This is a genomic window from Cyanobium sp. Cruz-8D1 (assembly GCF_024345975.1).
In the GTDB taxonomy this organism is placed as follows: Bacteria; Cyanobacteriota; Cyanobacteriia; order PCC-6307; family Cyanobiaceae; genus Cyanobium.
Map to the genome: position 1 here is coordinate 41434 of NZ_JAGQCD010000021.1, position 14014 is coordinate 55447.

Sequence of the window (14014 nt, forward strand, 5' to 3'; positions counted from 1 at the left end):
TTCAGGCCTGCGGCCCCTGGCGCAGCGCCCGCAGCAGTTCGGCCCGGCGGCGGCGGCGGCGCAGCACGCTGGTGGTTAAAAGTCCGCAGCCGATCACCAGGGCCGGCAGGGCCGGCAGCCGATCGGCCCCCTGGCGGGTGAGCAGCACCAGCAGGGCCAGCAGGATCAGCAGCGGCGCGGAGAGCGCCAGCAGGGCGGCCCGGAACCGGGGGGGGCGACGGCCGTTCAAACCGGCCGCTCCATCCAGCGCAGCAGGCTGAGGGCCAGCACCTTGATGCCCACCTCCAGGCAGCCCTCGTCCGGATCGAAGCTGTTGCTGTGCAGGGGCGAGCAGCCAGCGGGTCCGGCCACCCCCAGGCGGAACATCGTGCCGCGGGTGCCCTCCAGCAGTTCGGCGAAGTCCTCGGCCCCCAGAGACGGCTGCTCCAGCCACTGCACCCGGGAGCGGCCCAGCAGGGCCACGGCCGCATCCGCCACCAGCTGGGTGAGCTCCGGATCGTTGTGCACCGGCGGCGAGATGCAGCGGTAGTGCACCCGGGCCTCGCCGCCGTGGCCGCGGCAGAGGGCATGGACGGTGTCCTCAATCCAGCCCGGCAGCTGGGCATGCACCTCCAGATCCAGGCAGCGCACCGTGCCGAGCAGCCGCACATGGTCGGCGATGACGTTGAAGGCCTTGCCGCCTTCGATCAGCCCGAAGCTGACCACCACCGGATGGAGGGGATCGAGCCGGCGGCTGATCGCCTCCTGCAGCCCGCTCACCACCCGGGCGGCGATCCAGATCGCGTCGGTGCTCTGGTGCGGTCGGGCGCCGTGCCCCCCTTCCCCCAGCACCTCCACCTCCAGTTCGCCCGCCGCGGCCGTGAGACTGCCGCTGCGCACCCCCACGGTGCCCACCTCCAGGCTGGGGAACACATGCACCCCGAACAGGGCCTGGACGCCGTCCATGGCACCGTCGGCGCACATCCAGGCGGCCCCCTCCGCCGTCTCCTCCGCCGGCTGGAACAGCAGCCGCACCCGGGCCGTGAGTCGGTCGGCCACGCTGGACAGCAGCCGGGCCACCCCCAGGCCCACGGTGGTATGGATGTCGTGGCCGCAGGCGTGCATCAGGCCCTGGCGGCTGGAGGCATAGGCGAGCTGGGTGCGTTCCTCGATCGGCAGCGCGTCCATATCGGCCCGCAGGGCCACCAGGGGAGCCCCCAGCGGACCCAGTTCGGCCACAACGCCGGTGCGACCCACCCCTTCGCGCACCTCCCAGCCCCAGCGCCGCAGCTCCCCGGCCACGAGGGCGGCGGTCTGCTGCTCGTGGCCGCTCAGCTCGGGGTGGCGGTGGATGTGGCGCCGCAGCTGGATCAGCTCCGGCAACGCCGCCTGCAGGGTCGCGTCCATCCCCAGCGCCTCCCAGGTGGCATCAGCCGGGGCCATGGGGGAAAAGGACAACGGGGTCATGGGCGGAGGTGCGAAACCGGTTCAGGGGGCGAGGGCCAGGAACTGGGCCAGAGCCTGCACGGGAACGGGCGGCCAGCGCCGTATCTGCTGCAGCCATTCTTCCTGCCGGTAGCGGGGATCGAGGCCGGAGGCCGCGGCCCAGTGGCTTTCCGCCTCCCCCCGGGCGCCCCGCTGCCAGAGCAGCGCCGTGAGTCCGGCCCGGGCATCGGCGAACAGGGGGTAGCGCCGAATCAGGTCGCGCAGCTGCTTCTCCGCGGCCGTGGTGTCCCCCAGCTGGAAGGCGGCCAGGGCGGCGCTGGAGCGGGCCATGGCGAAGCCCGGCCGGGCGGCGGCCGCCGCCTCGAAGCACTGGCGGGCCGCCGGCCAGTCGTCCTGGGAGCCCTCCACATTGCCCAGGTTGTAGAGGGCGGAGGCCTCCAGGGGATCCCGCTCCAGGATCCAGCGGTAATCGGCGGCGGCCGCTGGCCACAGGCCCAGGGCCTCCTCGGCGGTGCCGCGGTTGAGGTGGGGGTCGGCGCTGCCGGGCTCCAGCTCTATGGCCCGGTCCTGGTCGGCGATCGCCGCCACCGGATCCCCCAGCGCCAGCTGCACGTTGCCCCGGTTGCTCCAGGCCGAGGCGTCCTGCGGCGCCAGTTCCAGCACCTGGTCCCACAGGGGCAGGGCGTCGCCGAAACGGCCCTCACGGCTGGCGACCAGGGCCCGGTCGAACAGCACCGGCAACGAGGCTGTCCCCTCCCCCGCCGCGGCCCACACCGCCGGCGCCCAGGTCAGCAGCCCGGCCAGCAGCAGGGCCAGCACAGACAGAACCGCCCCCGTTCGGTGTCTCACGCCGCCACCGCAGCAGGGCCATCGAGGTGGGCGCGGCCGGCGGCCGTGACGATCCGTCCCCGGGGGGTGCGCTGCAGGAACCCCAGTTGCAGCAGATAGGGCTCCACCACGGCCTCCAAGGTGGCGGGATCCTCCCCCAGGCCCGCCGCCAGGGTGTCGAGCCCCACCGGGCCGCCCCCGTAGGCCCCGAGCATCAGCTGCAGCAGGCGGCGGTCGCTGGCATCCAGGCCGCGGCCATCCACCCGGTGCAGGGAGAGGGCCTCCTCCACCAGCGCCGCATCGATCTGGCCGTGCCCGCCCACCGCCGCCACGTCCCGCACCCGTCGCAGCAAGCGGTTGGCGATGCGGGGCGTGCCACGGCAGCGGCGGGCCACCTCCTGGGCGGCGCAGGGCCGCAGGGGCAGCTGCAGCAGGCCGGCGGCCCGCACCACGATCGCCTCAAGGTCGTCGAGTCCATAGAACTCCAGCCGCTGGATCAGGCCGAAGCGATCCCGCAGCGGCGAGCTCAGCGAACCGGCGCGGGTGGTGGCCCCCACCAGGGTGAAGGGGGCCACCGCCAGGCTGCGGGTGCGGGCGGTGGTGCCCTTGCCCACGGTGAGATCGAGGCGGAAGTCCTCCATCGCCGGGTAGAGGATCTCCTCGGCCACCCTGTTGAGCCGGTGGATCTCATCGATGAACAGCACCTCACGGGGCTGCAGATTCACCAGCAGGCCAACGATGTCGCGCGGACGCTCCAGGGCCGGGGCGCTGGTGATCCGGCAGCGCACCCCCAGCTCCTCGGCCAGCACCAGGGCCATGGTCGTCTTGCCGAGGCCGGGGGGCCCGTAGAGCAGCACGTGGTCGAGGGCCTCCTGGCGGCGGCGGGTGGCCTCCACGGCGATGCCCAGCACCTGCTTGAGCTCGCTCTGACCGATGTAGTCGTCCAGGCGTCGGGGCCGGAGTCCGTCCTCCCGGACCACCGGCTCCTCCTCGGGTCGGGCGGTGGGATCCACCAGCCGCTGGACCGGAGGACCGGGTGAGGTCGTTCCTCCCGAAGAGATGATCGCCATGGGTGGAGGGTACCGGCCCCCAGCCTCAGATGGTGAGGGGCACGAAACCATCCGATGGCATGTCCATGTCCATTTAGCGATCAGGGTTCAATTCTGGGACAGGGTCGATGGCATCAGTCGAGATGGTGTCTTGAACGCAACGATCACAGTAAGGTAATCGCCTCAGGTTTTAAAAGCTCTATGAATCTCAGCACGGCCATCGCAAGGGGGCAACGTCAATTCCCCGTGATCCTAACCGCACTGCTGGTGGCCTCCGTGATCATCTCAGCCACATTGATTCTGCGCGACAGCGGTGTTGTGCCTAGTCATCCGATGGATCAGCACTTCGTCGAGTCAGTTGACCTTGCAATCCGCTACACAAAAGGCAATTGGACCTTTCACTATCCTGCTCTGCAGAACTCGGGTGGCATCACATCAAGTCTGATCGCCGGGATCTACAAGCTGATCATTCCCACGTCGAAGACAAACCTCAACTGGCACATCAGAATTCTGGCCATGGTCATGTACCTGGGCAGCAGTTGGTGGATGATTCGCAGCTTGATCTCTGCGGCACCAATCAGAATCCTAGCCTATTTGCTGATCTGCATCTCAGGGTTTCAATTCATCCAGCCATCCAGTGATTTGTTCGCTGGCTCCTTCTTCAACCTTTCCCTGGTCGCACTCAGACAGGCATGGCCTGTTCTTATTACGTCACTGTTGCTGGCAATTTTTGGGCTCACCAAGGTCGACATGATCGTGGCGGCGATCATGATCGCAGTTCTCTGGGGGTTCTGGGAGCAACAAAAAGGCCGACAGAATCCCGAAAGACTTGCACTATTCACCTTCGGCTGGCTGCTTCTCTTTCTTGCGCCAGCATTCCTGATCCAAGGCTCGGATCCATTGGCCGGCAATAGGAGTCTGCTGGCATTCATGAGTGCCTATACAGAATTCCTGGGTTATCACCAGTTCACAGGCATTCCTGCAGCTGCTGGGATCGACACCATGAAAATAGCCAAGGAGGCAATTTTCCCAGGCGTAAACAACCTTCTGGATATTGTCACGAAGTATCCTCAGCTGTATTTCGACTTCGTCGCCGTCTCAGCGGCGCGCAGTTTGCCAAACGTCATTCATGCGGGAAAGCTGTTGCTGTTCCCACTTGGTCTGGTTGTGATTCAGAACAAGAAACTTTCAACGCTTCGCCCCTTTCTGATCATCCTTCTGTTGGCCATTGGCTGCACCCTCATCCCCGCCTGGCTAGTGATCTACGTCAGACTACGATATGTGGTAAAGTTATTTCCAGCTATTGTGGTGATTGTCGTGGGCGGCTGCCATGAACTGAGCACCACGAACAAGTGGGCCAAGCCGATCCTATGGACGTGTGGCATAGGAACACTGGCCTGGGAAGGCTACTTCCTGAGGGACATGTGGCAATATTCACATTTCAAGTGACATGAGTCCATCACGCACCATCGATTGCCTGATTCCCTGTTTCAACGAGCAGGAGAGTATCCCTGCACTGTTGATGGAGATAGCGCGCCTTGCCGAGGAAATTGGAAATTCATTCTCCGAGCCACTGAGCCTTGGCTTGATACTCGTGAATGACGGCAGCACCGATGACACCCAGTCGCTTGCTACCCACGAACTTGAGGTTCTCGCCGGCTTCGATCGGAAGATCCTGATCAACTTGAGCAGAAACTTCGGCAAGGAAGCGGCTCTGCTGGCAGGGCTTAGGCAGTGCCGGAGCGAAGCCTGCATCATTTTGGATGCGGATCTTCAAGATCCACCTCATCTTATACTAGAGATGATCAACCTTTGGCTGAACAACTACAAGATAGTCAACGCGGTACGCATGGATCGCTCGGACGACCTGCTCTTCAAGCGACTGACGGCAAAGGCATTCTACAAAATCTTTGATCGGTTCAGCCACCTCAGAATTCAGTTCAATTCCTCCGATTTCAGATTGCTAGATCGTGTCGCCATTGACGCGATCCTTTCCTGCAACGAAAGCATACGCTTTTCCAAGGGTTTCTTTGCCTGGGTCGGCTTTAAGCAAGCCAATGTCTACTTCAAACGTCCACCGAGAAAGGATGGGGCAACCAAGTGGGGGGGCTGGAAGCTGTGGAATTATGCCTTGGATGGAATCTTCAGCTTTTCCACGTCCCCTCTCAGAATCTGGAGCTATCTTGGACTCATTGTCACCTTGATCGCTTTTGTTCTCGGGATGGTTGCGATGGTTCGCACCCTGTTCTTCGGCGTAGATGTTCCCGGATATGCATCACTCTTCACCGCTGTGACTTTTCTCGGAGGGCTGCAATTGGTGGGCATAGGAGTGCTTGGGGAGTACATAGGCCGCGTCTATATTGAGACGAAGCAAAGACCCCAATACATCATTGAAAGCACTACCGAATTGGAGTGAAACAGCTTCGCATTGTGCGCTTTGGGACAGTGGGCATTGTCGCTACAGCAATCCACTCCAGTTCCCTGATCATTCTCTCCTCGTTGACTTCCTTGGGGGGCGGAGTCACCAATATGATCAGCTTTGTGATTGCGTTTGCTTTCTCGTTCAAGGCCCAGCAGGCGTTCACGTTTAAGGACAGGCTGGGCAAGCAGAAGCTCAACCTGTTGGCCATGGGTGTTCTTTTCCTCGTCAACATTTTGGTCGCAATCGCACTTGGAGCCTTCCTGCGTGACAAGTATCGAGTACTCCTTCCCCTTGTACCCGCTGCCATCAACTATCTTCTGCTCTATGTGACATCAGGACTACCCCAGTTTCGACGGTGAGCAGACGAGTCCACAAGGTCACGGCATGATGCCATAATGAAAGGAGAAAGACCTCTAGAGAGACGAGATGAGACTGGCCAATGCAATGGGAAGTCAAAGAATCCAGCGTGAGCTTCGCCTCATAATCATCTCTGTGACGCTGTTTCTAGCCCACCAAGCCATGGAAAGCATCTTATTACACTGGTTTGCATCCAATGGATACAGTGATCTCTGCCAACTCGATTGTCATTGGTACAGAAAGATTGCCGGAGAAGGCTACGAGAGGTTGCAACTAGGTCAGTTCGATTACTCAAGAATGGCTAATGTTGCCTTCTTTCCCCTATTCCCTGGCGCCGCTTCTGTGATGTCCCATTTGCTTGGCCTGACATCGCAGACGGGCGTGGTGCTGACTTCCAAGTTTTTTTTCATGATCTCTATTTATGCATTTATCAAAATGGTCCAAACAATAGCGCCATCGACCAACCCAATTACGAATGGCAGCATCGCAGCATTTAATCCTTATTCAATCTATGGCAATGCAGGCTATACAGAACCCCTGTTTCTGCTTCTTACTTGTATCTTCTTTGCGCTTCTAGAGAGGAGGCTGTATCTGAAGGCAAGTATAGCCGGGGCATTACTTTCTGCAACCAGACTGGTCGGGGTGGTTTCAGTGATCTCCTACCTGATCAGCTTGACGCCGCTTTGGCCATCATGGCGATGGAAGAATCGCTTCCAGGCTCTGGGGGCCATGGCACTGATCCCTACGGGACTTGTCGTCTTCATGCTGCATCTTCAAGAACGCACTGGTGACCCGCTGGCCTTCATCCATATCCAACGAGCGTGGGGAAGAGCTACTCCTGCTGGGCCAACCAGTTGGCTGGTGGCCTTGAGCAAAGCACTATCAAGCGACTGGTGGCTTTATCGCTATTGGGGCATTTCTGGAATTGTAGTTTTGCTAATTAGCCTCTTCTTCATTCTACGGGGCAGATATACCTCGCTTGCCTCGTTCAGTTTATTCAGCACAATTATCCCACTCACCTCCGACTGCTGGGGTCTCTCCCGTTACATCTGGTGGCAGGCGCCAGTACTGCTTTTCATAGCTCTTTTCTTCGGCCGCAACAGGGCGCTGCTTGCAGGCTGGCTGACTCTCGCCATCGCCGTAAATGTGTGGAGTTACCGCCTCTGGTTTTCGACCACCAACTGGCATCTCTCCTGATCTCTGATCTGTTCTGTTGCTTCGCTCCGATGACCTGCCATCAACCACCCCGTCCTTCCCGTCCTGGGAATGACCGGGGATCATCTGCCTAGCCTGCGTCTAGCCTCATGATGTTGAACGTTGTTCAGATCCGATGGCGAAGGGGCCAGGCAGAAAGGGCGGTGGCGCCAAGAGCGCTGATCCGGCCAACCGGCTGCTGGCTGACAACCGTCTGGCCAGACACCAGTACGAGATTCTCGAAACGCTCGAGACCGGGGTTGAACTGCTCGGCACCGAGGTGAAGTCGATCCGGGCCGGCCAGGTGAACCTGCGCGACGGCTTCTGCCTGATCCGCAACGGCGAGATGCAGCTCCACAACGTCCACATCTCCCCCCACAGCCACGCCGGCAAGTTCTTCAACCACGAGCCACTGCGGGTGCGCAAGCTGCTGGCCCATCGGCGCGAGATCGACAAGCTGCGCGTCTCCCTGGATCAGAAGGGCCTCACCCTGATCCCGCTCAACCTGCACCTGAAGGGCTCCTGGATCAAGATCACCATCGGCCTGGGCAAGGGCCGCAAGCTGCACGACAAGCGCCAGGACGAAAAGAACAAGCAGATCGCCAAGGAGACCCGGGCCGCCGTCGCCCGGCTCTGAGCAGCGCCCTCAGGGGTTGGCGGGTTCCACCGGCGGTGGCGGTGTGGGGGCCGCTGGGCTGGCGGGCGTCTGGCTGGGGACGGGGCTGGCCGGTGCGGGCACGTCCGGCGTTTCCGGTGTCTCCTCAGGAGCCGGTCGGGCCTCCAGGGCCGGTTGGGGGGTGGGAGCCGGCGGATCGGCCCGCAACGACAAGCGGATCAGGGCCGGGGCGACGCCGTCGTTGGTGAGCAGCAGCTGCACCGGCGAGCTCTTCTGGGAGCCGAGGGTGACCACCCGCAGCGGCCCCCTGGCCTCCAGGGCTGTGCCCTCAGCGGAAAAGACGCTCATCTGCAGCAGGGGGGAGCCGTTGACCCCGAGGGCCAGGCCATGGCCGGCGGGGAGCCGGATCGGGAACAGCCGGGCGCCGCTGGCGGGCACTTCGGCACTCAGGACCTGGGTGGCGCCGGAGGGGGCCTCGATCGGCTCGATCCTGAGGTTCTCCAGGGTCAGCTCGCCGGCGGCATACCAGATCTGGCGGAAGGGCTCCGGTGGCATCGCCTGGGAGGCGCGGCTCGGCAGCAGGTTCTGCACACTCGCCGACACCAGCTCCCGCAGCACCGCCGGACTCAGGCCCTGGCGCACGAAGCCGGCCTGGCGCGCCTCCCAGTCGGTGGCGCTGAAGTTCCCCAGGCGCCGGCGCAGGGGCAGGGGCAGCTGCTCCACCCGGGCCAGCCATTCTTCGGCCAGTTCGTTCCAGACGCGCCGCAGGGGGGCGTCTTCGAGGGTGTCGGAGGGGAGCCGCCCGTTGCGTTCGGGGTACTGGGCCAGCAGGGCCGCATCCACCAGGCTGAGGAACCAGGCCCGGTCCACCTGCATCGCCCGCAGACGGTTGAGCAGCTGCTGGCGCTGATCCACCTCCGAGGGGGGCAGGCTGCTGGGGAGCTCGGGCACCCCGCCGGGGGGCGGTGTAGCCACCTTGCCGCGGCTCAGCCACCACCAGCCCACCGCCGTGCCGACCACGGCCGACAGCACCAGGGCGATCAGCACCGGCCAGAAGCCCCCCTCAGCGGCCTCCTCCCGCTCCTCGTAGCGGCGCCGCAACGTATCGGGGGCCGTCACGACCGGAGCTGGCGGGGGCGGCGGCGCCATGCGAAGCGGCAGCTGGGGCTCCACCCGGGGCTTTTCGGGCGTGCGGATGTCAGCGGCGACCACCTCGCTGGCGCCGGGCGCCGCCGGCGCCGCAGGAGGCACCAGGATCACGGTGCGATCAGCCCGGGGCACGGGTCCCGTGCTGTCGGGCATGGCCAGGGACTGGACGGCCACCAGGGCCTGGCCCGCCGAAGCGAAACGCTCGTCGGGATGGCGGCTCAGCAGGCGCTGCAACTGATGCCGCAGCTCCGGCTCGGCCTCCAGCGCCGCCGGCCAGCGCCACTGCATCGTGGTCGGATCGAGCAGGCCCCCTGGGGCCTCACCGCTCAGCAGCACCAGGGCCACCACCCCGAGGGCGTGCAGATCCATCCAGGGCTGGGCGGGCTCCCCCCTGGCCAGTTCCGGCGGGGCGTAGCCCGGCGTGGCGCCCAGCAGTCGCTCCCCGGCGCCGCCGCCGGCGGTGCCCCGCAGCAGGCCGAAATCGAGGGGGACCGGCAAGCCGTCACTGTCGCGGCGCAACAGGTTGGCGGGACTCAGGTCGCCGTGCAGCAGATCCTGGCTGTGCAGGGCGGCGATCACCGGCAGCAGCTGGCGCAGCAGCAGCAGCACCTCCCCGGCCCCGAACACCAGCTGGCGCTCCGAGCGCAGCTCCAGCAGCTGCTGGTAGGTGCGGCCCGCCTGCCACTCCCGCACCAGCCAGAGCTGGTCGTCGGCCTCGATCACGGCGCCGATGCGAGGCACCTGGGGATGCAGCACCCCCTGCAGCCTCGACCAGAGCTCGCGGGCCCTGGCCTGGTCCTGCTCCGGTCCGATGCGGCGCAGGGCCACGGGCGCATCGGCGGCGAGCTGGTCGCTGGCCAACCACAGCGACCCCTGCGGCCCGGCGTTCTCCGTGCCAAGGCAGCGCTCCAGCCGGTAACGGCCGCCGATCACCTGACCCTGGGCTGCCGTCATGGGATCAGGGCGGCGCCGCTGCGCTCGGGTTGCTCCAGGCCGCGGCCCGCGAGCCAATCAGGGTCGTAGAGGCGGGAGCGGTAGCGATCGCCGCTGTCGCACAGCACGGTGACGATGCGATGGCCCGGCCCGAGACGCCGGGCCGTCTCCACCGCCGCCGCCACGTTGATGCCCACCGAGCCCCCCATGAACAGGCCTTCCTGCCACAGCAGCCCGTAGATCGTGCGCAGCACCATGGGGTCATCGATGCGGACGGCATCGTCGATCGGGGCCCCCTCAAGGTTGGCGGTGACACGGCTGTTGCCGATGCCTTCGGTGATCGAGTTCCCCTCGCTTTTGAGCGTGCCGTCGGTGGCCCAGCGATAGAGGGCGCTGCCGCAGGGATCGGCCAGGACGCAGCGGACCCTGGGATCCTGCTCCTTGAGATACAGGGCCACCCCCGCATAGGTGCCGCCGGTGCCGGTGGCGGCCACCCAGGCATCCAGCCGGCCGCCGGTCTGCTGCCAGATCTCTGGCCCTGTGCTGCCGTAATGGGCGCGCCGATTGGCGAGGTTGTCGAACTGGTTGGCCCAGAGGGCCCCGGGCGTCTCCGCGGCGATGCGGCCGGAGAGGCGCACGTAGTTGGCCGGGTCGCTGTAGGGCACCGCGGGCACCGTGCGCACCTCGGCGCCGAGGCTGCGCAGCAGGCCGATCTTCTCCGCCGACTGGGTTTCGGGGATGACGATCAAGCAGCGGTAGCCGCGGGCATTGCAGAGGTGGGTCAGGCCGATGCCGGTGTTGCCGGCGGTGCCTTCCACCACCGTGCCCCCCGGCTGCAGCTGGCCGCTGGCCTCCGCCTCCTGCAGGATCCCAAGGGCGGCCCGGTCCTTGACCGACCCACCGGGGTTCATGAACTCCGCCTTGCCAAGGATCTCGCACCCGGTGAGGGCGCTGAGGGCATGGAGCCGGATCAGTGGCGTCCGGCCCACCGCGCCGCTGAAGCCCTCGGTGATCCCTGTGGTCATGCCATCGCTGTGGGCTCCCATCCGGCTGGCCTTCTCCTTGGCTGCGTGGCCGGATCGTAGGGAACATCCCTATGGTCGGCCCCAGAGAAGGGCAGGTCCATGGGCTCCAGGGCACACACCCCGGCGGACATCACCAGGCTCCTGCAACGGCTCCAGGCGGTACGGCAGCACAGCGAGCGCCTGATCGAGGGTCTGGAACCGGAGGACCTCTGCCTGCAGGGCATGGCCGATGCCAGTCCGGCCAAGTGGCACCTGGGGCATACCACCTGGTTCTTCGAAACCTTCCTGCTGGAACCCCACCTCCCGGGCCATGAAACGCCCGATCGCCGCTGGGGCCATCTGTTCAACTCCTATTACGAGGCGATCGGCAGCCGCCACCCCCGCCCCCAGCGGGGTCTGCTCACCCGCCCGGCCATCGGCGAGGTGCTGGCCTGGCGCCGGCGCGTCGACGCCGGGCTGGAGACGCTGCTGCTGGAGCTGGATCGCGGCCCCGCTGAGGCCGCGCCCCCCCTGCTGGAGCTGGTGGAACTGGGCCTGCAGCACGAGCAGCAGCACCAGGAGTTGCTGCTGATGGATCTGCTCGACGGCTTCAGCCGCAACCCGCTGGAGCCCGCCTACGGCCAGGAACCGTCTGGGGCAGAGGCTTCTGAGGCCCCCGCCGGCTGGCGCTCCCACCCCGGCGGCCTGGTGGCGATCGGCCATGACGGCGTCGGCTTCCACTTTGACAACGAAGCCCCCCGCCACCGGCAGTGGCTGGAGCCCTTCAGCCTCGCCGAAACCCTCGTGACCAACGAGGCCTACGCCGCCTTCATCGCCGATGGGGGCTACCAGCGCCCGGAGCTGTGGATGAGCGAGGGCTGGGCGGTGGTGCAGGAGCGTGGCTGGTGCGCTCCGCGCTACTGGCGTGGGGAGTGGGAATTCGGACTGGCCGGCCGCCGGCCGCGCCACCCCCAGGCGCCGGTGCGGCACCTGAGCTGGTTCGAGGCCGAGGCCTTTGCCCGTTGGAGCGGCGCCCGGCTGCCCAGCGAGGCCGAATGGGAGCTCGTGGCGACAGAGGCCGCGCAACCCTGCGGCCGCCCCCTGCCACAAGCCTTCGGCGCCCTGTGGCAGTGGACCGCCACCCCCTACCGTCCCTACCCAGGCTTCCGGCCCGCCGCCGGTGCGGTGGGGGAATACAACGGCAAGTTCATGACCTCCCAGTTCGTGCTCCGGGGCAGCAGCTTCCTCACTCCGGCAGACCATGCCAGAGCCACCTACCGCAACTTCTTTGCGCCCCACTGCCGCTGGATGGCCGCCGGCCTGCGGCTGGCCAGTGATGGTGCCACCGACCGATGCTGATCGACCTCCATCCCGAGCCGGCCGACATGGCCCGGCTGGTGATCGAAGGCATGGGCCGCTGCCCGAAGCAACTGCCGGCCTGGTTGCTGTACGACGCCGAGGGGTCGCGGCTGTTTGACGCCATCTGCGAGCAGCCGGAATACGGCCTGACCCGCACCGAGACGGCCCTGCTGGAAGCGCGGGCGGCCGAACTGGCCGCCGCCCTCGGACCGGGGGTGGTGGTGGAGTTCGGGGCCGGCAGCGCCCGCAAGGTGAGCCCCCTGCTCAGCGCCCTGCAACCGGCCGCCTATGTGGCCCTCGACATCAGCGCCGACCATCTGGCGCCCGCCTGCCGGGCCCTGCAGCAACGCCATCCCGACCTGCCGGTGCTCGGCATCTGCTGCGACTACAGCCGCCTCGAGCACTTGCCCGACCACCCCGCCCTGGAGGGCCACGGCCGGCTGGGCTTCTACCCGGGCAGTTCGATCGGCAACTTCGACCCCGTCGGCGCCCGGGACTTGCTGCGCCAGTTCCGCCGGCTGCTGGGGCCGGACAGCCGCCTGCTGATCGGCATCGACCAGCCCAAGGCGGTGGAGCGGCTGGAGGCGGCCTACAACGACGCCGCCGGCTGGTCGGAGGCCTTCGCCCGCAACCTGCTGACCCGACTCAACCGGGATCTGGAGGGCGATTTCCACCCCGACGACTTCCACTACCGGGCCTGGTGGGAGGCCGGCCAGTCCCGCATCGCCATGGCCCTGGTGAGCCAGCGGGTTCTGGAGGTACGCCTGGCGGGCCGGTGCTGGCCGTTCGCGGCCGGCGAACCGCTGATCACGGAGTACAGCTACAAGTACGCCCCCGAGGCCTTCCTCGCCCTGGCGGCCAGCGCCGGCTGGCAGGGGGCGGGCCGTTGGAGCGATCCGGCCGGCGATTTCGCCCTGCATCTGCTGGTGCAGGCAGACTCGGAACAGCAGCGGAGCGATCGATGAGCAGGGAGGAGCAGCGCCAGTCCATGCGCGGGGTGCGTGAAGGGCTGATCGAGGAACTCGAGGATCTCTACCGCCGGGCCTTCGACCGCATCGGCGAGCAGGACCTGGGGGAAGGGGCCATCGCCCGGCTCACCCAGCTGCTGCTGCGCTCCCGCGAGGCGGCCATCACCCCCCTGCAGGAGGAGATCGAAGCGCCCCTGATCACCCGCGCCCCCGGCGAACCCGTGCCATGAGCAGCTGGCTGGAGGAACTGGAGGCGCGGCTGGATCAGCAGTTGGAGGGCTTCCTGCGCACCAATCCCCAACAGGAGGAGCTGCTGCGGGGCCAGGCCGCCCGCGACCGTCAGAAACAGTTGCTGGCCGAACGGGTGCGCCTGCGGCAGCAGGCCGAGGAGCAGCGGCAGCAGCTGCTGAAGCTGGCCGAGGAAATCCGCCAGTGGCAGGGGCGGATCGGTCGGGCCCGGAGCGCCGGGGCCGGGGAGCTGGCCGGCCGCGCTGAAAGCCATGTGGCGGGCCTGATGGACCAGGGCCGCCAGCGCTGGCAGGCCCTCACCGACCTGGGCCAGCGCTTCGCCAGCGTCGAGCAGGAGCTGGCCGAACTGACCCGCCAGCGCAACTCCGGCCCTGCCCCCACCCCCGACCTAGAGGCCGACTGGGCCCGGTTCGAGGCCCAGCAGGAGCTGCAGGAGCTGAAGCGCCGCAGCCAGCGCTGAA

General features: G+C 66.2%; 15 protein-coding genes. 9 read left to right on the plus strand and 6 right to left on the minus strand.

Annotation, left to right across the window (positions count from 1 at the left end):
- Position 1: 1 nt before the first annotated feature.
- From KBZ33_RS13290 to ruvB, 4 genes are all read right to left on the minus strand, one after another.
- The gene (locus tag KBZ33_RS13290; RefSeq protein WP_254953670.1) at positions 2 to 229 is read right to left on the minus strand and encodes a DUF3188 domain-containing protein; all 228 of its coding nucleotides are present in this window, start codon (positions 227 to 229) and stop codon (positions 2 to 4) included.
- Entirely contained in the window at positions 226 to 1386 is a 1161-nt protein-coding gene (locus KBZ33_RS13295) for an amidohydrolase (RefSeq protein WP_254953768.1), read from the minus strand. The genes KBZ33_RS13290 and KBZ33_RS13295 overlap by 4 nt, the downstream gene beginning before the upstream one ends.
- 81 nt (positions 1387 to 1467) lie before the next feature.
- Complete coding sequence (locus KBZ33_RS13300; RefSeq protein ID WP_396108490.1) at positions 1468 to 2274, minus strand: tetratricopeptide repeat protein; 807 nt, start codon at positions 2272 to 2274, stop codon at positions 1468 to 1470.
- Positions 2271 to 3323, minus strand: coding sequence for a Holliday junction branch migration DNA helicase RuvB (ruvB, locus tag KBZ33_RS13310; RefSeq protein ID WP_254953668.1), 1053 nt, complete (start codon positions 3321 to 3323; stop codon positions 2271 to 2273). The genes KBZ33_RS13300 and ruvB overlap by 4 nt, the downstream gene beginning before the upstream one ends.
- A 180-nt stretch (positions 3324 to 3503) precedes the next feature.
- Here ruvB and KBZ33_RS13315 point away from each other — a divergent pair, with 180 nt between their 5' ends.
- The 5 genes from KBZ33_RS13315 to smpB all read left to right on the plus strand — a co-directional run bounded on the left by KBZ33_RS13315 (position 3504) and on the right by smpB (position 7912).
- Positions 3504 to 4751: a hypothetical protein gene (locus KBZ33_RS13315; RefSeq protein ID WP_255011795.1), complete on the plus strand. Its 1248-nt coding sequence runs from the start codon at positions 3504 to 3506 to the stop codon at positions 4749 to 4751.
- Position 4752: 1 nt separating this feature from the next.
- Complete coding sequence (locus KBZ33_RS13320; protein ID WP_254953663.1) at positions 4753 to 5718, plus strand: glycosyltransferase family 2 protein; 966 nt, start codon at positions 4753 to 4755, stop codon at positions 5716 to 5718.
- Entirely contained in the window at positions 5715 to 6083 is a 369-nt protein-coding gene (locus KBZ33_RS13325) for a GtrA family protein (RefSeq protein ID WP_254953661.1), read from the plus strand. The genes KBZ33_RS13320 and KBZ33_RS13325 overlap by 4 nt, the downstream gene beginning before the upstream one ends.
- 67 nt (positions 6084 to 6150) lie before the next feature.
- Entirely contained in the window at positions 6151 to 7278 is a 1128-nt protein-coding gene (locus tag KBZ33_RS13330) for a hypothetical protein (protein ID WP_254953660.1), read from the plus strand.
- A 133-nt stretch (positions 7279 to 7411) separates the two neighbouring features.
- On the plus strand, positions 7412 to 7912 hold the full coding sequence (gene smpB / locus KBZ33_RS13335) for an SsrA-binding protein SmpB (RefSeq protein WP_254953658.1): 501 nt from the start codon (positions 7412 to 7414) through the stop codon (positions 7910 to 7912).
- Between the two features lie 9 nt (positions 7913 to 7921).
- On the opposite strand, the gene KBZ33_RS13340 is transcribed toward smpB, so the two are convergent.
- The gene (locus KBZ33_RS13340; protein WP_254953656.1) at positions 7922 to 9994 is read right to left on the minus strand and encodes a protein kinase domain-containing protein; all 2073 of its coding nucleotides are present in this window, start codon (positions 9992 to 9994) and stop codon (positions 7922 to 7924) included.
- Complete coding sequence (locus KBZ33_RS13345; RefSeq protein WP_255011797.1) at positions 9991 to 10998, minus strand: cysteine synthase A; 1008 nt, start codon at positions 10996 to 10998, stop codon at positions 9991 to 9993. Before KBZ33_RS13345 ends, KBZ33_RS13340 begins: the two co-directional genes overlap by 4 nt.
- A gap of 99 nt (positions 10999 to 11097) precedes the next feature.
- Between KBZ33_RS13345 and egtB the strand changes: the two genes are divergently transcribed.
- The 4 genes from egtB to KBZ33_RS13365 are packed head-to-tail and all read left to right on the plus strand — an operon-like array spanning position 11098 to position 14013.
- The gene (gene egtB, locus KBZ33_RS13350; protein ID WP_254953653.1) at positions 11098 to 12336 is read left to right on the plus strand and encodes an ergothioneine biosynthesis protein EgtB; all 1239 of its coding nucleotides are present in this window, start codon (positions 11098 to 11100) and stop codon (positions 12334 to 12336) included.
- The gene (egtD, locus tag KBZ33_RS13355) at positions 12330 to 13301 is read left to right on the plus strand and encodes an L-histidine N(alpha)-methyltransferase (protein ID WP_254953652.1); all 972 of its coding nucleotides are present in this window, start codon (positions 12330 to 12332) and stop codon (positions 13299 to 13301) included. The genes egtB and egtD overlap by 7 nt, the downstream gene beginning before the upstream one ends.
- Positions 13298 to 13534: a hercynine metabolism small protein gene (locus tag KBZ33_RS13360; RefSeq protein WP_094584291.1), complete on the plus strand. Its 237-nt coding sequence runs from the start codon at positions 13298 to 13300 to the stop codon at positions 13532 to 13534. Before egtD ends, KBZ33_RS13360 begins: the two co-directional genes overlap by 4 nt.
- Positions 13531 to 14013, plus strand: a complete 483-nt coding sequence (locus KBZ33_RS13365; RefSeq protein WP_254953650.1) for a hercynine metabolism protein — start codon at positions 13531 to 13533, stop codon at positions 14011 to 14013. The genes KBZ33_RS13360 and KBZ33_RS13365 overlap by 4 nt, the downstream gene beginning before the upstream one ends.
- The last annotated feature ends 1 nt before the right edge of the window (position 14014 follow it).

Excerpts from the sequence above, each read along its gene's own strand:
- KBZ33_RS13295 (WP_254953768.1), bottom strand. The coding sequence starts at position 1,386 with ATGGACGCGACCCTGCAGGCGGCGTTGCCGGAGCTGATCCAGCTGCGG.
- ruvB (WP_254953668.1), bottom strand. The coding sequence starts at position 3,323 with ATGGCGATCATCTCTTCGGGAGGAACGACCTCACCCGGTCCTCCGGTC.
- KBZ33_RS13315 (WP_255011795.1), top strand. The coding sequence starts at position 3,504 with ATGAATCTCAGCACGGCCATCGCAAGGGGGCAACGTCAATTCCCCGTG.
- KBZ33_RS13320 (WP_254953663.1), top strand. The coding sequence starts at position 4,753 with ATGAGTCCATCACGCACCATCGATTGCCTGATTCCCTGTTTCAACGAG.
- KBZ33_RS13330 (WP_254953660.1), top strand. The coding sequence starts at position 6,151 with ATGAGACTGGCCAATGCAATGGGAAGTCAAAGAATCCAGCGTGAGCTT.
- smpB (WP_254953658.1), top strand. The coding sequence starts at position 7,412 with ATGGCGAAGGGGCCAGGCAGAAAGGGCGGTGGCGCCAAGAGCGCTGAT.
- KBZ33_RS13340 (WP_254953656.1), bottom strand. The coding sequence starts at position 9,994 with ATGACGGCAGCCCAGGGTCAGGTGATCGGCGGCCGTTACCGGCTGGAG.
- KBZ33_RS13345 (WP_255011797.1), bottom strand. The coding sequence starts at position 10,998 with ATGACCACAGGGATCACCGAGGGCTTCAGCGGCGCGGTGGGCCGGACG.
- egtB (WP_254953653.1), top strand. The coding sequence starts at position 11,098 with ATGGGCTCCAGGGCACACACCCCGGCGGACATCACCAGGCTCCTGCAA.
- egtD (WP_254953652.1), top strand. The coding sequence starts at position 12,330 with ATGCTGATCGACCTCCATCCCGAGCCGGCCGACATGGCCCGGCTGGTG.
- KBZ33_RS13360 (WP_094584291.1), top strand. The coding sequence starts at position 13,298 with ATGAGCAGGGAGGAGCAGCGCCAGTCCATGCGCGGGGTGCGTGAAGGG.
- KBZ33_RS13365 (WP_254953650.1), top strand. The coding sequence starts at position 13,531 with ATGAGCAGCTGGCTGGAGGAACTGGAGGCGCGGCTGGATCAGCAGTTG.